Annotated in this window: 16 protein-coding genes and 2 tRNA genes; 10 read left to right on the top strand and 8 right to left on the bottom strand. The window is 66.8% G+C overall.

Annotated elements, in window-relative coordinates:
* The first annotated feature begins 92 nt into the window (after window positions 1-92).
* From C438_RS10320 to C438_RS10295, 6 genes are all read left to right on the top strand, one after another.
* A complete protein-coding gene (locus C438_RS10320; protein ID WP_049917954.1) occupies window positions 93-1,454 on the top strand; it encodes a putative ATP-dependent zinc protease in 1,362 nt (453 codons plus the stop codon).
* 108 nt (window positions 1,455-1,562) lie between these two features.
* Window positions 1,563-2,144: a DNA-3-methyladenine glycosylase family protein gene (locus C438_RS10315; protein WP_004969329.1), complete on the top strand. Its 582-nt coding sequence runs from the start codon at window positions 1,563-1,565 to the stop codon at window positions 2,142-2,144.
* 141 nt (window positions 2,145-2,285) lie between these two features.
* Window positions 2,286-4,262, top strand: coding sequence for a 3-hydroxyacyl-CoA dehydrogenase/enoyl-CoA hydratase family protein (locus C438_RS10310; protein ID WP_004969327.1), 1,977 nt, complete (start codon window positions 2,286-2,288; stop codon window positions 4,260-4,262).
* Between the two features lie 86 nt (window positions 4,263-4,348).
* Window positions 4,349-4,423: transfer RNA gene (locus tag C438_RS10305), tRNA-Glu, on the top strand.
* Window positions 4,424-4,826: 403 nt separating this feature from the next.
* The gene (locus C438_RS10300; protein WP_004969326.1) at window positions 4,827-6,185 is read left to right on the top strand and encodes an MgtC/SapB family protein; all 1,359 of its coding nucleotides are present in this window, start codon (window positions 4,827-4,829) and stop codon (window positions 6,183-6,185) included.
* Window positions 6,186-6,457: 272 nt separating this feature from the next.
* A complete protein-coding gene (locus tag C438_RS10295) occupies window positions 6,458-6,892 on the top strand; it encodes a disulfide bond formation protein B (protein ID WP_004969325.1) in 435 nt (144 codons plus the stop codon).
* A gap of 37 nt (window positions 6,893-6,929) precedes the next feature.
* Here C438_RS10295 and C438_RS10290 read toward each other — a convergent pair whose 3' ends face one another.
* From C438_RS10290 to C438_RS10265, 6 genes are all read right to left on the bottom strand, one after another.
* Complete coding sequence (locus C438_RS10290; protein WP_004969324.1) at window positions 6,930-8,486, bottom strand: DASH family cryptochrome; 1,557 nt, start codon at window positions 8,484-8,486, stop codon at window positions 6,930-6,932.
* 89 nt (window positions 8,487-8,575) lie between these two features.
* Entirely contained in the window at window positions 8,576-9,115 is a 540-nt protein-coding gene (locus C438_RS10285; protein ID WP_004969323.1) for a DUF7344 domain-containing protein, read from the bottom strand.
* Between the two features lie 8 nt (window positions 9,116-9,123).
* Complete coding sequence (locus tag C438_RS10280; protein ID WP_004969322.1) at window positions 9,124-11,133, bottom strand: SpoVR family protein; 2,010 nt, start codon at window positions 11,131-11,133, stop codon at window positions 9,124-9,126.
* Complete coding sequence (locus C438_RS10275) at window positions 11,130-12,449, bottom strand: YeaH/YhbH family protein (RefSeq protein ID WP_004969321.1); 1,320 nt, start codon at window positions 12,447-12,449, stop codon at window positions 11,130-11,132. The genes C438_RS10280 and C438_RS10275 overlap by 4 nt, the downstream gene beginning before the upstream one ends.
* Window positions 12,440-14,713, bottom strand: a complete 2,274-nt coding sequence (locus tag C438_RS10270; protein WP_049917951.1) for a PrkA family serine protein kinase — start codon at window positions 14,711-14,713, stop codon at window positions 12,440-12,442. The genes C438_RS10275 and C438_RS10270 overlap by 10 nt, the downstream gene beginning before the upstream one ends.
* Window positions 14,714-14,715: 2 nt before the next feature.
* The gene (locus C438_RS10265; protein WP_004969319.1) at window positions 14,716-16,788 is read right to left on the bottom strand and encodes a PrkA family serine protein kinase; all 2,073 of its coding nucleotides are present in this window, start codon (window positions 16,786-16,788) and stop codon (window positions 14,716-14,718) included.
* Window positions 16,789-17,369: 581 nt separating this feature from the next.
* On the opposite strand from C438_RS10265, the gene C438_RS10260 reads away from it, so the two are divergent.
* On the top strand, window positions 17,370-17,750 hold the full coding sequence (locus C438_RS10260) for a DUF5820 family protein (protein ID WP_004969318.1): 381 nt from the start codon (window positions 17,370-17,372) through the stop codon (window positions 17,748-17,750).
* Window positions 17,751-17,774: 24 nt separating this feature from the next.
* Window positions 17,775-18,224 carry a UPF0179 family protein gene (locus C438_RS10255; protein ID WP_004969317.1) on the top strand — a complete coding sequence of 150 codons (450 nt, stop codon included), beginning with the start codon at window positions 17,775-17,777 and terminating at the stop codon, window positions 18,222-18,224.
* A 90-nt stretch (window positions 18,225-18,314) separates the two neighbouring features.
* On the opposite strand, the gene C438_RS10250 is transcribed toward C438_RS10255, so the two are convergent.
* Together C438_RS10250 and C438_RS10245 are read right to left on the bottom strand one after the other, a co-directional pair.
* The gene (locus C438_RS10250) at window positions 18,315-19,181 is read right to left on the bottom strand and encodes a succinylglutamate desuccinylase/aspartoacylase domain-containing protein (protein ID WP_004969316.1); all 867 of its coding nucleotides are present in this window, start codon (window positions 19,179-19,181) and stop codon (window positions 18,315-18,317) included.
* A 120-nt stretch (window positions 19,182-19,301) separates the two neighbouring features.
* The gene (locus tag C438_RS10245; RefSeq protein WP_004969315.1) at window positions 19,302-19,787 is read right to left on the bottom strand and encodes a DUF309 domain-containing protein; all 486 of its coding nucleotides are present in this window, start codon (window positions 19,785-19,787) and stop codon (window positions 19,302-19,304) included.
* Window positions 19,788-19,875: 88 nt separating this feature from the next.
* On the opposite strand from C438_RS10245, the gene C438_RS10240 reads away from it, so the two are divergent.
* Window positions 19,876-20,064 (top strand): hypothetical protein, encoded by a 189-nt coding sequence (locus C438_RS10240; RefSeq protein WP_049917949.1) that lies wholly within the window; start codon window positions 19,876-19,878, stop codon window positions 20,062-20,064.
* Between the two features lie 95 nt (window positions 20,065-20,159).
* Window positions 20,160-20,243 (top strand) — tRNA-Leu (locus C438_RS10235).
* The last annotated feature ends 18 nt before the right edge of the window (window positions 20,244-20,261 follow it).

Genomic DNA, 20,261 nt, shown 5'->3' with positions numbered 1-20,261 from the left:
ACGGACCGCCCGACGTCGCCCTCGCAGTTGCGAACCGGGGGCTCCGGCTCTCGACCGTCATGTCTTTGAAACCGGGAGGATATCAACTGAGTATGTCCACCACAGACGACGCCGTACGTGTCGGCGTGCTTTCTCTACACAACAGCAAGGAGACGAAGGCAATCCTCAACGCGGTCGAAGACCTCGGTCACGAGCCGGTGTGGCTCCGTCGGGAGAACGCGGCGGTCAGCATCGAAGACGGCGAGGTGACAGTCGAGCCTGAGGTGGACATCATCGCGAATCGACTGCTCCTATCGAACACCGAGGAACCCGCCGAACTCCTCGGGCTGGCGACGACGTTCAACCGCATCCGGCCGATGCTCAACGAGCCGAACGCGGTCCTCGCGGCCATCCACAAGTTCGCCACCGCCGCGACGCTCGCCAACTGGAACATCCAGGTGCCCGACGCGCTCCTCGCGCTCTCGAACGACCGGCTCAACAAGGGCCGCGAGCGCTTCGGCGACGTCGGCGTCTACAAGTCCGCCATCGGCACCCACGGCGGCGGGACGTGGAAGGTCGACCTGACCGAGCCCGTCAACCCGAAAGTCGGCAACCGGCAGGCGTTCCTCCAGAAGCTCATCGACCGCGACGGCGACCGCCACCGCGACCTGCGCGTCTACATCGTCGACGGCGAAATCATCGGCGCGATGTACCGCTACGCCCCGGAAGGCGACTGGCGGACCAACGTCGCTCTCGGCGGCGACGTGCTCAACGCGACCGACGAGATGCCCGAGGAAGCGCGGGAAACGGCGCTCTACACGGCCGAAGTGATGGAGATGGACTACGTCGGCGTCGACCTCGTCGAGGGCGACGACGGCTGGTTCGTCCTCGAAGCCAACCCGACCGCCGGCTTCAAGGGCCTGTATCAGGCGACGGGGAAGAGCCCCGCGCCGCACATCGCGAAGCTCGCAATCGAGCGCGCGGGCGGCGAGGTCGACGAGACGCGCGTCGAGGAGCTGTCGGCGACGCTCGACGACTCCGTCCCCTCGTGTGCCCCCAACGAGTCGCCCATTTTCGACGGCGAAGCGCCCATCATCGGCTACATCGAGGAGGTCGTCGTCAACGGGACCAGCGGCTCCCAGCAGACCCTCGCGAAGTCCGACACCGGCGCGACCCGGACGAGCATCGACACGAGCCTCGCCGCCGAAATCGGCGCGGGGCCGATTAAGAGCATGACGCGCGTGAAGTCCGGGAGCCTCAAGAGCGGGAAGGCCCGCCCCGTGGTCGACCTCGTCATCGGTATCGGCGGCACCCAGCACACCGTGACCGCCAGCGTCGAGGACCGCTCGCACATGGACTACCCGCTTCTCCTCGGGCGCGACATCCTCGAACACTACCGCGTGGACGTGCGCCGCCGCGCCAACGCCGACCGCAACGACAGCGACGACGAGGAAGAGGAACTCCTCGAAGAGTAAGTCGGCCGCCGGCGCGACCGCGCCCGACGCATTCGCCTCGGTCGCGCGTGCCCGCGACCGACCCCGAGACACGCGCACTTTTCTCCCCGACGGCCCAACCACGAGTCGATGAGCGACGACGCCTACCGCGAACTCCGGGCCGACCCGCATCTCGGCGACGTGGTCGAAGAGCACGGCCCGCTCTCGCTCGACCCCGCCGACGACCCCTTCGAGCGACTGGTCGTCTCGATTGTCAACCAACAGCTCTCGACGACCGCGGCGGCGACGATTCGGGACCGCCTGTTCGACCGCGTCGAAGTCACCCCCGAGGGCATACTCGCCGCCGACGAGGCCGTCCTCCGCGACTGCGGTCTCTCGAACCAGAAGGTGGGCTACGTCCGCAACGTCGCCGAGGCGTTCCGAGACGGCCTGTCGGCAGAATCGCTTCGGGCGATGAACGACGACGAGGTCGTCGCGGCGCTCACCGAGATTCGCGGCGTCGGCGACTGGACCGCGAAGATGTTTCTCATCTTCGTGCTCGCCCGCGAGGACGTGTTCCCGGTCGAAGACCTCGGGATTCGACGCGGCATGGAGCACGTCTTCGGCTTCGAGCGCGACGCCGTCTCCCGCGGCGAGATGCGCGAACGCGCCGAGCGATGGGCACCGTATCGGAGCTACGCCAGCCGATATCTCTGGCGGTGCGTGGACTAACGGCGGATGGGTGGAAAGCCGAACCGGCCCAGTTAATCGACGGACTGCGGTGATGTTGCTCGGCGAGGGAATAAACAGCGCTTACGTTTACGTCTCAGACGAGGGAAACGTTGAAACCGCGACGCAGTATAACGTTCTTCCATGAACGTAGATGACGTCGACAGTATCACCGTTCTCGGAGCGGGCAACATGGGCCACGGCATCGCGGAGGTCGCGGCGCTCGCCGGCTACGACGTCGTCCTGCGCGACATCGAAGACGAGTTCGTCCAGCAGGGCTACGACAAAATCGAGTGGTCGCTGAACAAACTCGCCGAGAAGGACCGACTGTCGCAAGAGGACGCCGACGCGGCGCTCGCCCGCGTCTCGACCGCGGTAGACCTCGGCGAGGCCGTCGCCGACGCCGACGTGGTCATCGAGGCCGTCCCCGAGAAGATGGCCATCAAAAAGGAGGTGTACACCGAGTTGGAGGAGCACGCCCCCGACCACGCGGTGTTCGCCACCAACACCTCCAGTCTCTCTATCACCGACCTCTCCGAGGTCACGGAGCGCCCCGAGCGCTTCTGCGGGATGCACTTTTTCAACCCGCCGGTCCGCATGGACCTCGTCGAGGTCATCTCCGGCGCGCACACCGGCGACGAGACGCTCGACCTCGTCGAGGACCTCGCCGAGTCGATGGGCAAGACGCCCGTCCGCGTCCGCAAGGACAGCCCCGGTTTCATCGTGAACCGCATCCTCGTCCCGCTGATGAACGAGGCGGCGTGGATTGTCCACGCCGGCGACGCGACGATGGCCGAAGTCGACTCCACGACGAAGTACGACATGGGCCTCCCGATGGGGAGTTTCGAACTCGCCGACTACGTCGGCATCGACGTGGGCTTCCACGTCCTCGAATACATGCACGGGGTGCTCGGCGACGCCTACGAACCCTGTCCGCTCCTCTCCGAGAAGGTCGAGGCGGGCGACCTCGGCCAGAAGACCGGGCAGGGCTTCTACGACTACGAGGACGGCGAGGGCGCTGAAGTCCCCCACGACGAGGGGAGCGAGGCGGTCAAAAACCGCCTGCTGGGCGTCATGGCGAACGAGGTCGCCGGCCTCGTCGAAAACGACGTGGCCGACCCGGCCGCCATCGACCGCGCGGTCAAACTCGGCGGGCGCTTCCCCGACGGCCCGGCGAAGATGGCCGACAGCGCCGGTATCCCCACCCTCGTCGACGCGCTCGACGACCTGCACGACGAGACCGGCGAAGCGCGCTACGAGGCCGTCGCGTACCTCCGTGACCTCGCCCAGTCCGGAGAGGGGTTCTACGGCGACGAGGGGTCGTCCGATGGCATGCCCGCGTTCGACGCCATCTCGGTCGACGTGCGCGAGGGCGTCGGCCACATCACGCTCGACCGCCCGCACCGTCTCAACACCATCAGCACGGACCTCATCGAGGAGCTTTCGACGGCTATCGACCTGTTCGCCGATGACGACGACGTTCGCGCCGTCCTCCTCACGGGGGCCGGCGAGCGCGCGTTCTCCGCCGGTGCGGACGTGACGAGCATCGCCGCGAGCGGCCCCGACGCCCTGACCGGCACCGAACTCTCCCGGACGGGCCAACAGACGTTCGGCAAACTCGAAGCGAGCGATATGCCCGTCGTCGCCGCCATCGACGGCTTCTGTCTGGGCGGCGGCATGGAACTCACCATGTGCGCCGACCTGCGAATCGCCACGAAACGCTCCGAGTTCGGCCAACCGGAACACAACCTCGGCCTCGTCCCCGGGTGGGGCGGCACCGTCCGCCTCCAGCGCATCGTCGGCACGGGTCGGGCGAAGGAAATCATCTTCACCGCCGACCGGTACGACGCCGAGACGATGGCCGACTACGGCTTCGTCAACGAACTCTTCGAGAGCGAGAACTTCGAGACCGAAGCGTTCGAGTACGCCAAACAGTTCGCACAGGGACCGCCCGTCGCCCAGCGACTCACCAAACGCGCCATGCACAGCGCGTGGGAAGACAGCGATGCCGGCCTCGAAGTCGAATCACAGGCGTTCGGGCTGGTGTTCACGACCACCGACCTGATGGAGGGAGTCGCCGCCTTCACGAGCGACCGCGACCCCGAGTTCACCGGCGAGTAATCGGCCGTCGTGGGTGGGTTCCTCTCACTCACCCGCGATGGAACGCAACGCTTAAAATAGTCCAACGACCACTCGTGAATGCAGACGCTCGGTTGGTGTAGTCCGGCCAATCATCTTGGCCTTTCGAGCCGAGGACCAGGGTTCAAATCCCTGACCGAGCACTTCTCTGCTGAACTACCTTCGAAGCGACCGCTTTGCGTGTCGTTTCGACTGTGAAGCAGGAATGCGACACAGGAGATTGGAACCCGACCAGTCGCGCACAGCGAACGAAGTGAGCGAGCACGTCTGGGTTTGGTTCAAATCCCTGACCGAGCACTTCTGTCGAACTAACACCTCCGAGAGACCTCCGTGTCTCTCGGTTCTGTGAGACTGAATGCACGACGAGGGGTTTGAACTAGCGAGCAACGTGTTGCGAGTGGAGTTCAAATCCCCTCCCAAGCAGTTCTCTTGGACATCGACGACTCGGCACCCGCCCACGCCGATTAGCTTGCACGTTTTTAACAATGGCAATTAAAATATGACCGATAGCATGGAACTCGACCGTCCCGAGACGAGGAGTCGGTGATGCTCGAAGAGTTCGTCTCGCAACTCGACCCGGTAGTCGTCCGCCTGTTCGTCGCGGCGGCGTTGGGGATGTTCCTCGGCTTGGAGCGCGAGCGGTCGAAAAAGGGGGCCGGCGTTCGGACCTTTACGTTGACGAGTCTCCTCGGCGGCATCGCCGTCGCGGTCGGGAGCGACATCCTCCTTGCAGTCGGCGGGTTGTTGGTCGTCGCACAGGCGGTGTTGCTCGGGAGCCGCGGACTGGTCGAACGTCGGTCGAACGACCGGCATGCCGACGGCGACGCCGACTCCGACGCGGATTTCGACACCGGAACCGACACCCACCGCGACGACACCGGCGTCGCCCGGTTAGACGACCTCGGTGTGAGCCTCTCGCTCACCACGTCCACGTCGCTTCTGGTCGCCTACGCGGTCGGCGCGGCGGTCGTAAGCGGCTTTGTCATCGAGGGGGTCGTCGTCGCGCTCACCTCGTCGCTCCTGTTGGTCCTGCGGCGTGAACTCCACGGGTTCGCGCGGCGACTGACGACCGACGAGGTCCGAAGCGCCGTCGAGTTCGCCATCATCGCGTTCGTCGTCTACCCGTTGCTTCCCGAGGGACAGGTCGGCCCGTGGGACGCCGTCAGCCCCCGGACCGTCTGGCTACTCGTCGTCGCGGTCAGCGCCATCGGCTTCGTCAACTACGTCATCATCCGGCGGTACGGCGAGCGGGGCATCGCCATCACGGGCTTTTTCGGCGGGCTGGTGAACTCGACGGCCGTCATCGGCGAGATATCCGGTCGGACCACTCGAAACCCGTCGATTCGGCCGCTCGCGGCCGGTGCGATTCTGATGGCCGACGCGGCGATGGCGCTTCGGAACCTCTCGCTCGTCGCCGTGTTCGTCCCGGAACTCGCGGTCGAGGTTGGCGTCCCCCTCGGACTCATCGTGCTCGTCGGGGTGAGCTACGCGCTGTACTCCCTCGAATGGGACGTCGACCTCGACGTGGCGTTCGAGTCGCCGTTCAGCCTCGAAAGCGCCCTTCGGTTCGGCGTCTTCTTCCTCCTCGTCCTGCTCGCCTCCGCGGCGGCACAGGAGTACTTCGGCGCGACCGGGTTCGTCGTGACGAGCTTCCTCGGCGGGCTCGTGTCGAGCGGGTCGGTCGTAACGACCGCCGTCACGCTCTACAGCGGCGGTACCATCGGTGAAACGACCGCCGTCGTCGGGGTCCTCGCCGGCACCGCCGCGAGCATCGCGGTCAAGGTCGCGCTCGCGGCCAGCGTCGACCGGAAACTCCTCGGGCCGGTGGCCCGCCGGAGCGCGCTCCTCGTGGCCGCCGGCCTCGTCGGGGTCGTCATCGTCACCACCGTCGGCGTTCAGCCCTGAGTAGAGGCGGACGGACCGGACGACTCCGGGCGCGAACGTCGGCATCGACGCAGGCGTGCAACCGATGCCCGACACGGACGGGTGAGCCGCGCGCCGACCGGTCGCCGGGCGAGCCGATGGCTTGAGGTACGCCGAGGGCTATCGTCGCTCCACGTCCAACAAGCGATGATACTCGACTCGACTCGACGAGACCGTGGCGAACCGCGCGCGGAGCGACAGCGGTCGGCTCCCAAACCGAACGGAACGAGGCACGTCCTCGGGAGCGCCTGAGCGTGTCGGATGCGACGCGCGCCGCGCTCGCCGCGGGAACCCTCGTCGCGCTCGCCGCGACGAGCGGGAGTCTCTACTTCAGCCTCGGCCTCGGACTGACGCCCTGTGATCTCTGTTGGTACCAGCGCATCCTGATGTACCCGCTCGTCGTGGTGCTCGGGGTCGCCGCGGTCGAAGACCGGCCCGGCGTCTGGAAGACGGTCCTGCCGCTCTCGCTCGGCGGCCTCGCGCTCTCGGGGTACCACTCCTATCTGCAGGTCGCGCCGGGCGCGACGTGCACCGTCGGCGGCCCGTGTACGTCCATCCAGTATTCGATGCTCGGCGGCCTCCTGACGATTCCGCGACTCGCGTTCATCGGATTCGCGCTCGTGACGGTCCTCGCGGTCGCCGTGGCCCGAATCGGCGGCGAGGCCGACGACGCGTGGGGGATGACGTGACCGCGGTCGGGACCGCGCTCCGAGCGCCGCCGTCTCTCTACCTCTCGTCGAGGTCGACCATCGGCTCGGGGTAATCGACGCCCAGCTCGACGCCGTAGGACGCCTGTTCGTCCTCGCTCAGTTTCCACGGTTCGCGGGCGTACTCGGCGGGTAACGCGTCGAGTTCGGGGAGCCACGTCGTCACGTACTCGGCGTTCTCGTCGTAGCGCTTCGCCTGCCAGCGCACGTCGAGCGAGCGGTCCCGCGAGTCGTTGCCGACGCCCGCGATGTAGGCCCAGTTGCCGTAGTTCGACGCGGGGTCGTAATCGACCAGTCGCGTCTCGAAGTAGGCCGCGCCGCGTCGCCAGTCCAGTCTGAGGTCGTTGGCGAGGAACGACGCGGCGTTCTGTCGCCCGCGGTTCGACATGTAGCCCGTCGCGTTCAGCTCCCGCATGTTCGCGTCGACGAAGGGGATACCCGTTTTCCCCGCCGCCCAGCGCTCGAACTGCGCGTCGTCGCGTCGCCAGTCGATGTCGGTCCGCTCGCGGATGCCCTCGCGGCGGAAGAAGTCGCGTCCGTGTTTGGCGAACTGGAACTGGAAGAAGTCGCGCCAGCGGAGTTCGAAGACGAGCCAGTACGTCGAGTCGTTGGCGACTCGGCGGTCCTCGTAGCGGTCCACCTCGGCTTTGACGTACCGCGGCGAGAGACAGCCCTCGTTCAGCCACGGCGAGAACTTCGAGGAGTAGTCGGCTCCGAGCAGTCCGTTCCGCGTCTCCTTGTACTCGCGGAGGTTGTCACCAGCCCAGATGTACGACGCCACGCGGTCGAGTGCGGCCGTCTCGCCGCCGTCGAACGGGAGGACGCCGCGGTCGTCGGGTGCGGGGTCGAACTCGGCGTCCGGGATTCCGACGAGGTCCGAGACTGCGGGAAGGTCGCCCGCATCGGGCGCGTCTCGGGGAAGCGGTGGGACGGTCGGTTCGGAAAGCGGGTCGCGGCCGGCGAGGTTACGGCCGGAGGAATTGCGGCCGACGTGGTCGCCGACGGCGGAGTCGCCGACGCGCGCGCTTCCGCGCCCAGTCGCCGCGTCTGCGTCGGCGTCTTCGGCGGCCGACTCGACCGCCTTCCGAAACGTCGTGTACGTGTCCGGGAGCGCCGACAGCGCCATCGGGAGGTCGTCGACGTGGGTGAGCGTGTGCCCCCAGAAGCGCCGGAGTTCGACCCCGTCGTCCCGGAGCTCCGTTTCGACCGCCGATTCGACGCTCGACTCCTCGGGCGTCGGGCGCGTGTGGACCGTCACGACATCGGCGTCGACGGCGGCGGCCACCTCGGGGAGAACGGACTCGGGGCGGCCCTCGCGGACGAGGAGGTCGCTCCCCCGGTCGCGGAGCGACGCCCGCAGGTCGGACAGCGATTCGAGGCGGAACCGGGCGCGGTGCGCGCCGGTCTTCTCGAAGTCGAAGGAGTCGGGACCGCCGAACGGTCGGTCGCCGTACTCGCGGGGGTCCACGCAGTAGACGGGGACCACGCGGTCGGCGTCACAGGCGGCCGCGAGCGCCGCGTTGTCGTGCAGGCGGAGGTCGCGGCGGAACCACGCGAGCGAAGTTGTCTCGGGCATCGTCGGCGGCGCTTAGGATGGGGGTGACTTGAGTCGAACGGCGGATTCGGGGCTGATGGAATAGGACGGACCGCGACCGTATCTCCGAGCTACGTCCGGCTTCGCGTCTGTAAGCCGAGTTCCGCGCCGGCGACGACCGCGACCGCGGTGAGCGCGAGGCCGGCGACGAGCCGCGGGTCCACGCCGCCGATGACGGGGACGCCCATCCAGCCGGCGACGAGGAGCGCGAGGCCGGCGAGACACGTCGCGAGCGACAGGAGCGCCAGCGGCGGCTGTGTCGGCTCCGGGTCGGCCAAGAAGTGGTCGAGTTCCGCCGCGGCCGAGCCCAGCGAGACGGTCTTCGCCCGCGAGTCGTACGCGACGATGCGGAGCGAATCGAGTTTGGGGAGGTGCGTCTGGTGAAGCGAGATGTAGACGCTCTGCCGGACGTTCTTGGGCGGCGGCGACTCGCCGGACTCCGCGACCGCGATGTACTCCGCGAGGTCGCCGACCGACTCCGGCCCCGCCGCGTCTCGCAGTCGTTCGAGCGCGAGCCGTCGCCGCTCGTTTCTGAGCACGTCGTGGATGTCGGCCTCGTCGAGCGAGTCGTCCGCCGGCTCGTCCACCGCCGGCGGCTCAGCGTCGACCATCGCCCCGCTCAGAGCCAGTCATCGGGCTTCGTGTCGTAGTCGACCTCGCCGGCGGCGATGCGCGCTTCCAGTTCGGCGTCGAGGTCGTGTTCCTCGAACGACGCGCCGTCGTATCGAATCCGAATGGCTCGTTCTTCGGGCGTCGGCTCGCGCCCCCGTCGCCGGGCGACTTCGACCTCGTGTTCGTCGAACTCCTTCGTGATGGTCATCAGGTTCACCGGGCGGCCCCAGAGGTGGTAGACGCGCTCCAAGACGCCCTTCGCCTGCTTCATGTCGAGGATGACGCCGTTGTACTGGTGGCCCAACAGGAGTTCCCCGCGGTTGTCGAAGTTGCCGTCGTACACCGCGATGGTCGGCTTCCCGAAGTTGGTGAACTGGAACAGGAGCTTCTTTTTCACGTCCCGGTACTCCGACGAGGAGACGCGGAACTGCCGCGACGACTGGGAGAACTCGTAGGCGAAGTAGTGGTTCGCGCGGACGAACTCCTCGGAGAGGAACGCGTCGAGGAACGTCACGTCGTTGTGGCTCTCGCGAATCTCGCGCATGCGGTCCCAGCCGGCGGTCTTGTCCACGTCGGCGACGGCCTCCGCGACGCTGTCGTACACCTCGTCGTCGAACATGTACCGCGAGAGCTGTTCGAGCTCGGAGCGCCGTATCCGACTGAGGAACCCGCGGTTCTGCGACTTGACCAGCGAGTAGTGACGCTCCGCGAGCCCCTCGTAGGTGAGGAGCTTCCACGGGTAGGCGTCGAGGTCGAGCGACTCGTCGCCCGAAAGCGCCCGGTCGAGGGTCTCGTGGTCGACTCTGGGGTCGTCGGGGCCGAGTTCGGACAGTTCGTCGAGGGAGTCGGCGCTGACGCCGTCGATGACCGGGTCCGCCCGGAGGCGTTCCTGCACCTCGTCGAAGTCGACCGTCTCGCGGAAGTTGCGCCACGTGACGCCCTTCACGCGCAGGAGCTTGTCGGCGACCTCCGCGCGGTTCGTCGAGTTCTCGATGTACTCCCACAGCTCCTTGCCGAGCTTGTAGGGGTTGAGCCCGGGCGACCCGAGGACGCGCGACTGGTGGTCGGCGTAGGTGATGAACTCGTCCGTGCCGGCGAACCGCTCGTCGGCCATCATGAGCGACTCCCAGTAGGCCGCCCAGCCCTCGTTCATCACCTTCGTCATCTTCTGGGCGGCGAAGTAGTACGCCTCCTCGCGGAGCATGTCGAGGACGTCCTTCTGCCACGGCTCCATCTCCTCTGCCTTGCCCGTCTCCTCGTCGTACCGCATGCCGTGTTCGCGGACGTACGCGAGCACGTCCTTCCGGGGAGCGGTGAGCTTCGCGGCCTCGCGCTCGGCCTCCTCGGCCGCTTCGAGCCACGCGTCGTCGAACACCTCGCGGCGCACGTCCTCGGAGATGTCGAGGCTCTCCAACTGGGCGCGGATGTCGCCGGGGATGCGGCCGTCCTCGTCGGCGGCGGCCTCGCGGATGGTCCGGTGTTGGTCGATGGTGTCTTCCAGACAGAGCACGGCGTCGATGAACTTCTCGATGTCGTCCCGGCTGATTTCGGGGTTCTGGACGTACCTCTCGATAGTCTGGGCGTGGCGTTCGAGCATCGCGGCGGCGGCGAACTGCCCCTCGTCGGAGAACAGCCCGAACCACTGGTTGTTCTTGAAGAAGTCCGAGTGCGCCTCGACGTGGGTGATGACGGCCTTCTGGTCGGCCAGCGAGTTCGACTCCTGGAGGAACGCGTTCGCCGGGTCGTCGTTGTTGACGATTTCGAACGCCTTGCCCATGCCGAACTGGTCGGTCTTCCGCTGGCGGTCGTAGGTCATCCCCCACCGCCAGTGCGGGTAGCGCTCTTGGAAGCCGCCGTAGGCGATGAGCTGGTTCATCTCGTCGTAGTTGACCACCCAGTAGTTCACCGGGTAGGGGTCGAGTCCGAGCTTCTTCGCGAGCGCGCCGGCCTCCCGGACGGGCTCGTCGAGTCTGGCGGCCTCGCGCTGTGCGTCTCTGCGGTGTCGTCTGAAACTCATTCTGCTGTCGCCTCCGTGCTGAGGATGGTGTAGATGGCGTCGATGACGTCGTCGGGCTCCGAGACGTACGCGACGACGACGTTACCCTGCTCGCCGAGGCTCCGTTCGACCTCTTCTGCGTGCGTGGCGTTGATTGCGGTCCCGCCGGGCTGGGTCTCCACGTAGGCGTGGAGGTTCGCGTCTATCTCCTGCATGAGCGGGACGACACGCTCTTTCGTGTCGTTCGAGGAGTTCTCGGAGTCGCCCGCGGCGAAGACGTAGCGGTTCCACTCGCGCCACGGGTAGCGCTCGTCTAAGACCTCCTTGGCCAGCTCGTAGGCCGACGAGATGCGCGTCCCGCCGCCCGAGCGGATGCCGAAGAACTCGTCGCGTTCGACCTCCCACGCCTCGGCGTCGTGGGCGATGTAGACGAACTCTGCGTGGTCGTACTTGCCCGTGAGATACCAGTCGAGCGGGGTGAAGGTGCGCTCGACGAGTTCGCGTTTCGTCTCCCGCATCGACCCCGACACGTCGCGGATGTTGACGACCACGACGTTCGACTGCTTCTTCTCTACGACCTCGGGGTGGCGGTAGCGCTCGTCCTCGCGGCGGAACGGAATCTCGCGGAGCCCCTCGCGGCGGATGCGCTGGATGGACGTCGTCCGCTCGACGTTCTCTTCCATCTCCTCGAAGGAGGCCCACGTCCCCCGCTCGTCGTCCGGGATGCGGCCCCACTCGTCTTCTATCCACGCCATCGAGACGAGGATGTTCTGCTCGCGGCACCACTCGAACACCTCGCGGGCGGTGGTGCCCTCGACCTTCATCGCCTCGCGGACGAACTCCTCGTCGAAGTCCATCGCCAGCTTGCGCTTCAGGCCCTCTTTGAACAGGCGCTCGAAGTCGAGGGTGCTGTGGGGGCCGCTCCGGGTGATGTCGGTGAAGTCGCCTTCGACCTCCTCTACGACCTCCTTGCCCTTCGGTTCGAGTTCGAGGCCGAGTTCCTCGTCCAACGCCTCGGCGAACTGCTCGGGGTCCATCTCGTAGTACTCGTGTTCGGCCCCCTCCTCGCCGGGCTCGCCGTCTTCGCCGTCGCCGTCGCCGGGTTGCGGCTGGCCGAGCGGCTGGCCCACGTCGGGCGTGCCGCCTTTGCCCTGTCCGACGCCGCCCATGTCGAGGCGGTCGTACTTGAACTCCGGCAGGTCCACGACCTTGATGGGTATCTTGATGTCCTTCGAGCCGGACGCGCCGAGGTCGCCGTAGGAGATGAACTCCTTGAGGTCTTCGCGGCGCTCTTCGCCCACTTCGCGGAACCGTTCGAGGTCGTCTCTCAGTCCCATGTGTGGCTCACCTCCTTCATCACGGCGCGGCTGGTCAGTTCGGCCGACGCGGCGGTGTAGCCGCGGTCGACCAGTTCGTCGATGGTGCGGGCTTTCACGCGCGCGGTCTCGGTGTTCGCCGGCGGGTCGTCCCACTGGCGGGGGTCGAGGTCGGAGAACAGCCGGCGCACGTCCTCCCAGTCGTGGGTTTCGAGCACCGTCCGGATGACCGGAATCTCGGTGAGGTCCACGTCGGAGACGGTGAATCCCTCGTCGCGGTTCTCCCACGCGTAGCGGTTGAGCGCGGTGATGACCTTCTCGTTGCGGAACTCCTCGACCGACTCGGAGGGCTCGTTGCCCTCGTAGTCGCCCGGCGAGAAGCGCCCGAGGTGCTCGGTCTCGAACAGCTTCATGAGAAGCGGGTCGGGGTCGACCGGCCCGCGTTCGGTCTCTATCTGCCCCTCGGACGCCCACGCGTAGACGTGTTCGACGTACTCCTCGACCGTCTCGCGCTCGACGCCCTTGTCGGCGAGAAGCGCGTCGAGCACGTCCGCCTCCTGCCGGTCGAAGATGTACGATTTGACCATCGCGATGCGGCCCTCGTACTCCGAGGACTCCGCCCGCGAGAACACCGGCGCATCGGAGAGTTCGGCGACCATCTCGTCGAGCACGTCGGCCGGCATCACCACCGACGACACGTCGAGGTCGGGGTGTCTGCGGTCGATGCGGTCGTGAAGCAGATCGGCGATGACGTCGCGGGTGAACGTCACGGGAATCCCGTGGGTCCCCTCCGAGTCGCCGATGAACTCGAACGCCGACACCTCGTGGCGCTGGTCGCCGACCTGCAGGTAGCCGCGGTCGAACAACAGCGCCTTGTCCACGAGGTCGAACTCGGCGTCCGGGTCGCGCGGCACGTCGTCGCCGTCGAGACGGGTCACGACGCTGTAGAGCGCCGCGGCCTCGACCGCGTGCGGGGCGAGTTCGCGGGTGCGGACCTCGCCCGGCCCCTCGCGCACGTCTAACGAGACGGCCTCGGCGACGCGGTCGGCCATCGCCTCGGGGTCGTCGGTCCAGACGCTCGTCTCGTTCGTCAGCTCGCGGCGGATGAGTTCGGCCTCCAGCGAGAGGTTCGTCAGGTAGCGGAACTCGTGTTTGTTGAGCCGGCGCTTGAGCGCCTTCAGCGGGTCGCGACCGTTCCTGTCGGCGTACTTGTCGAGTTCGGCGTCGAGGTCCGGGTTCGAGATGATGACGAGCTGGGTGTCGATGTCCATCCCGATTCCCTTGTCCAGTTTGACGTGCCCCTCGTCGGGGACGTTCAGGAGCTTCTGGAGCAGGTCGGCGTGCTGGGTGGCGTCCTCGACGATGGTGAGGAGGCCGTTTCCCTGCGAGAGCACCCCGTCGTAGCTGAACGCCTGCGGGTTCTTCCGCCCGCGGGAGTTCAGCTCGCGGAGCATGCTCGGCATCCACGACCCGACCAGTCGCTCCTTGGGCGACCCGTCGTCCTCCGAGTGGAGGACGCCGACGCCGCGGCCGACGTCGACGACGTAGTTCTTCACCCGGAGGTGTTTCGGGTCGGTGACGGCGCTGAAGAGGTCGCTTTTCCCCGCCCGGCGGAACTCCTCTTCGAGGTAGGTGTACGCCTCCAGACAGAACGGGTCGAGGTCCTCGTCCACGTCGATGGCGATGTGGTCGCCGTTCCTGCTGTTGAGGTCGGAAAGCAGTCGCTTGCGGACCTCGGCGGGGAACACCGAAAGCGGGTGCGACTGGACCGGGCTCTCGTACCAGTCCTCGTCGTCGGCGTCGACCTCGCCGCCGTAGGACAGCCCGCGGGTGTCGTCGGCGTTGGCGACGTTCCACTCGACGGTGTAGCGCCGCCCCGCGTCGGTCTTCGAGTACTCCCGAAGCCCGTTGATGAGACAGCGTTTCAACTCGGATTTGCCCGTGGCCGTCGGGCCGTCGAACCAGACGATTTTCTCGGCTTTGCCGCGGTCGGCGGCGATGGTCCGCAGGTCGTCGACGAAGGCGTTGAGCACCTCCGTGTTGCCGAGGACCGCGTGCTCGCCGTCGTTGGCGGGGTCGTCGAAAAAGCGGTAGCGCTGTTTCTCCTCGCCCTGTTCGACCACCTGTCTGGTCCCCATCGACTCGATGGCTTCCAGGAGGTACTTCGACGCGTGGGAGGCGATAGACGGCGACTCGAACGCGGCGTCGACGTACTCGCCGAGGCTCATCGGCTCCTCGTAGGTGCCGCGGAGCGCCTCGTCCGCCTCGCGGATGTAGTCTCGCATGGTCACCCTTCGAGCTCGGCCTTCGCCACCTCCGCACCGGCGAACTCGAGCACCTCCCGTGCGCCGTCGCGCGAGTAGCCCTGGTCGACGAGCGCGTCTACCCACGCGTTGCGCTCGTCGTCGTCGAGCTCGTTCGCGCTCACGAGCGCCGAGAAGTTGATGTTGTGCTTCTTGTCCTCCCAGAGCTTGCGTTCGAGGGCGCGGCGGAGGCGGTCGTTGTCCTGCGGATTGAACGACGTGCCCTCGCGGGCGCGCCGGGAGACCCAGTTGGAGACCTCCTGTCGGAAGTCGTCCTTGCGGTCCTCGGGGATGTTGAGCTTCTCCTCGACCGCGCGGAGGAACTTCTCGTCGGGCTCTTGGTCGCGGCCCGTCAGCTCGTCTTCGACCGTCGCGTCGTCGATGTAGGCCATGACGTGGTCCATGTACTTCTCGCCCTGCCGGCGAATCTCGTCGATGTCGTAGGCGAGGGCGTGGCGCACGTCTTCGATGGCGCGCTCTTTGTACTCCTCGCGGACCATCTCGAGGTAGCGGTGGTAGCGTTCGAGGTTCTCCTCGGGAATCGACCCGTGGTTTTCGAGGTTCTCTTCGAGGTGCGTGAACGAAGACAGCGGCGAGAGGTAGCCGCGGCCGCGGTGAGTCGCGTCCATGATGGCCTCGGCGATTTCGTCGCCGATGAACCGGGCGGAGACGCCGTCCATCCCCTCTGCGATGTCGGCTTTCTTCTCGCCTTCCTCGCGGAGTTTGCGCACGTCCACGTCGTCGCCGTCGTCCAGCTCGCCGTTGTAGGCCTTCGCCTTCTGGACGAGCGAGATGGTGTCGGAGTCGGGTTCGACGATGCGGGTCAGGACGCCGAAGAGGCCGGACATCTCCAGCGTGTGCGGCTCGACGTGGATGTCGGGCACGTCGGCGTTCCGGAGCATCTTCCGGTAGATTTCGGCCTCCTGTTCGTACTCGAGGACGTACGGGAAGTCGATGCGCTTGGTCCGGTCGTTGAACGCCTCCATCTTCTCGTCGCCCTTCTTCTCTCTGTACTCGGGCATGTTCGTCCGCCCGACGATGACCTGGTCGATGTCGATTCGGGGGTTGTTCTTCGGCTTGATGGTCTGTTCCTGCGAGGCGTGCAGGAAGTCGTAGAGGAACTCCCGCTGGAGCTTCAGCAGTTCCTCGCCGGAGAAGATGCCGCGGTTGGCGTTACAGAACGCGCCGGCGTAGTCGAACGCCCGCGGGTCGGACTCGCCGTACACCGCGAGCTTGGAGTAGTTGACGTCGCCGGTGAGTTCGGTCTCGTCTTGGTTCTTCTTGTCCTTCGGCTCGAACGTCTCGATGCACTGGCGTTTGTTCTCGGAGGCGACGAGCCGGACGATTTCGATGTGGTTCTCGACGACCTCCTCTAAGTCGTCGTCGTAGTGGGCGAGCAGTCGGTCCATGTAGAACTCCGAGGCGGGGTCTAACGCCTGGTCGTTCCGGATGGTGTAGGGCGCGTCGAGGTTCTCGTTCAACTGCTCTATGACCACGTCGCGCTGTTCCTGCGGGAGCAACACGAGCGGGTCCTGATTCATCGGCGACTGGACCACGTCGTCGGACGGGTCCTGGTCGCGGATGACGTCGCCGATGTTCGTCCACCGGAAGGTGTACATCCGCCCCTCGTCGGACATGGTGTAGTCCTCGAAGTAGCGGCGGGCAATCCAGTCGAAGTGCGACTTCCCGGAGCCGACGGGGCCCAAGAGGAGTTTGATGCGTTTTTCGGGGCCGAGGCCGCGGGCCCCCGATTTCACCTTGTTGACGAACTCGTGTATCGACTCGTGCACTTCGCGGCCGTAGAAGACGTTCTCTCCGTCGTGAAGGGGGTCTTCGGAGGCCATGAGGTACTCCACGACGCCCGCGTCCTCGTCGTAACGGGTGCCGTAGAAGTCGAACATGTCCGCCACGCGCTGGTGGGCGTTGCGAGCGATCTTTGGGTGAGCGTAGACCTCTTCCAAGTACCACTCGAAGCTCTTGGCCTCGCGGAGGTCCGCGGGCACGGAGTCTTTGTAGTGCTTGCTCAGGTCTGCGAGTGTTTCAATTTCGCCGGTCATTGTTCGTGGAGCCTCGTCGGACCAGCCGTCCGGAGACGACCGAGGGCGACGCGCCCGCGTTCGCGGGTCGCAGACGACACACCCAGAGCCACGGACCCGCGGCGACAGACCGCGGGCGGTGAATCGGAGTGCGTCGCCGCCGCTACGCGCTCACAACGGGTCGGCGACGGGCGACAGAATCGGCGATTTGCGGACGATGCGTGACGGCTCGCTCGGCCCGGGGACCGAGACTACCAATCAATGAGAGACGTTAACATATAACGCTTTCTGTGAAAGTAGTCAACGAATTGTCTCGAACGCCAACCAATCCAGATACGTACCACATCGAGTGACCCTTCGACTGACCGACGTATGTCGATTTAATCGGCGATTCAGTCCGTTGGCGGTCCCGTTAATCGGGTCGGCTGGGATTCATGTCGTCGCCGCCCGGTCACTTTCGAGCGGTAAACCACGGCCGCCGAATCGGCGTCAGGCCGCTGGCGAGCCGCCGTCGCGGCGACGCGCGAGCGCGACGCAAGGGCGCGACCGGCGGGCGCGGCGGAAGCGGGAAGGCTTAGGACGCGCGGCGGACTAGCACGCCCATGACCGACCTGCCCGACGGGTGGACGCTCTGGAACGACGAACCCGAGGGGCGGCGCATCCTCGCGTATCGCCCCGACGTGTTCAACGAGAGCGCCTTCCCCGCCGAGTGCATGCCGACCGTCTTCGTCTGGAACGGGTCGCGGGCGAACCGTCCGGGCGCGACGCAGATACGCACCGAGACGTGGCACGCGGTACTCTATCTCGAACCCGAAATCGAGGTCGTCGTCGAGGCGTTCGACTCCCGCGAGGCGGCCGTCGAGGGCGCGACCGACATCGCCGGGCGGTTTTCCGACGGCGAGATAGACTACCGGAGCGCCTACCAGGTCCCCCGCGAGGAGTACTTCCAGAAGCTCGACGAGCTGACCGGGCGGGAGCCTTAACCACCTCGCAGGAGAACCACCGCTATGACCTCCGTCACTCTCGTCGGTGCCCGCCTGACCGACCCCGGCACCGAGTTCGTCTACCACGGTGAATCGAGCGCCTGCGAGGGCTGTCCGTATCGCCGCCAGTGTCTCAACCTCACCGAGGGCGTCCGCTACCGGGTCCTCGGCGTGCGCGAGAACACGCAGGTCCTCGACTGCGCCGTCCACGACGAGGGCGTCCGCGCCGTCGAGGTCGAGCCGGCCCCGGTCACGGCGAACGTCCCCTCGAAGGGCGCGTACGCCGGGAGCAAGGCCAGCCTGCAGGGTCCCTGCCCGCACACCGAGTGCCCGAGCCACGAGTACTGCGTCCCCGAGGGGGCGGAGTTCGACCAGGAGTACCGCATCCACGACGTACTGGGCGACCCCCCGCACGACCACTGCCACCTCGACCGGAACCTGACGCTCGTCGAGTTCGAACCCGCCGACGAGTAGGGATTTTCTGCGGTTCTCGGTCGCCGACGCGGTGGCTCGAATCCGTGAGGAGAGAACCGAACGGACGGGAGAACCGAGAGAGCCGACCGACTACGGGAGCGTGCCGACCTTCTCGCCGGCGTAGCCGAAGATGTCCGCGTAGCCGTACGCCGAAAGGAGAATGGGGTAGAAATCGCGGTCGGCGACGAACTGCTCGGCGTCGGCGCGGGCGAACGTCTCGCCCGCCGAGACGGGTTCGAAGTTGGTCGCGTGGACCTCGTACTGGTCGGCCGGCGGCTTGGGAAGCCGTTCGAGCAGGCGGAACACGTCGAGGCTGTGCTCCTCGGGGATGCCGAGTTTCAGCCGGTCGTCTTCGGTCTGCGACGCGGTTTCGTCGGGTGCGCCGCCGTCGTTCCCCCCGTCGCTCGCGATCGCGGGCGCGGGGAGGGCGTTGGTCGCGGTGAGGAACGCCCGGATGAGCCAGTAGGCGTTGTCGGCGGCCTCGTCGGACTTCTGGAGGCCGGCTTCGACCTCGATGGTGTGGGCGTGTTCGATGAGGCGGCCCTCCGCGAAGTGGTTCGTCTCGACGGCCACGTCGACCGGGAGGCGAGGGAGAATCGACCGGGAGATGGCGTCGACCGTGTCAACGATGGCGAACGGCTCGGCGTACGACTGGGTGGAGTGAATCGAGAAGGCCGTGGTGCCGCGGACCTCGCGGCCGAGGTCGTGGGCGAGGCGTCGCTCGTGGCTCTCGGCGTTCGGGTCGCCGGGGAACGCCCGGTTGAGGTCCTCGTCGAGGTAGCGCTCGTCCGCCGCCAGCGCCTCCTCGTTGGCGACGATGAGCTTCACCGGCCGCTCGACGTCGGGGTCCTCCGCGACGAATCGCTCGATGGCGCGAGCACCACAGGGCTCGTCGCCGTGGATGGACCCGACGACCGACACTTCCGGCGTGCCGTCACCGAGTTCGTAGATTCGCATTGCCGGTTCCTAGAACTGGACGCTAATGGACCTTTAGATTCTCCCGGTTCGCGCCGCTTTCGCGGACGCGTCAGCCGAGACAGTCGCCTCGGAACTGCGGCACCTCCGGGTCCGACGCGGTCAGTGGTCGAGTTCCTCGGCGTACTCGTAGTCGGCGGGATAGGCGGTCGCGCGGTGTCCGTCGAGGGCGATCTGCCAGCCGTGGAGCGCCGTCGGGTCGTTCAGCGCCGCCCGAAGGGTCTCGCGCACGTCGTCCACGTCGACGCCGTAGAAGTCCTCCGGGACGCCGCGGATGTACTCCAGCGCCGTCTCGAACAGCGACCGCATCCCCGCGTCGTTCTCGAAGTCGAAGTGCTTGTACGCGCCGGCGGCGACCTGCACCATCCCGTGGAGGAAGGCGCTTTCTGCGGTCCCCGCGCCGTAGTTGTACCACTCGTCTTCGAAGCAGTCGTGGCTCTCGTGGAAGTCGCCGGAGTTGAACAGGCGGACGCCGTGTTCGACCGCCCGCCGGAGCGTCGCGTGCTCCCACGTCCGCAGGTCGTCGTCCCACCCCGACGGGTTGCCGAGCGGCGGGGCGACGCTCGGGTCGCGGGTGTGTTCGTCCATGTGAGTCAGGGCGACGGGGAGGCCGGTAACTCCATCGGTGGCGCAATCGGTCGCGCGGTTTTTCGTGCTGGCGCGACAACGGTCGGGCGTGACGGACGCGATAGACTGCACCTACTGCGGGAGCGACGTTCGGCGTCACGACCCCGTCTTCGTGGAGGAACTCGAAGCCGGCGAGCGCGTGCCGGCGGGCGCGTTCTGCAACTACGCGTGCCTCTCGTCGCACATCGACGCGGCGGGACTCGCAACCGGCGCGTCCTGCGAGTGGCGACCGGAGTGAGTGTCGGTGGCGGTCTCCCCGTCGCCGAGCAGTTCGGCGGCGTCGTCTGACGTTTCGCAACGTTTTAGCGGTCCCCCTGTCGTACTTGAGTACGCGCGAGGGTAGCTAAGTCAGGAAAAAGCGGCGGACTCAAGATCCGCTCCCGTAGGGGTCCGTGGGTTCAAATCCCTCCCCTCGCACTTCTGCTGAAACGCGAC

It is taken from the genome of Haloferax denitrificans ATCC 35960 (assembly GCF_000337795.1).
Taxonomy (GTDB): Archaea; Halobacteriota; Halobacteria; order Halobacteriales; family Haloferacaceae; genus Haloferax; species Haloferax denitrificans.
The sequence above is the reverse complement of the archived record's forward strand: the minus strand, read 5'-3'. Positions and strand labels throughout refer to the sequence as shown.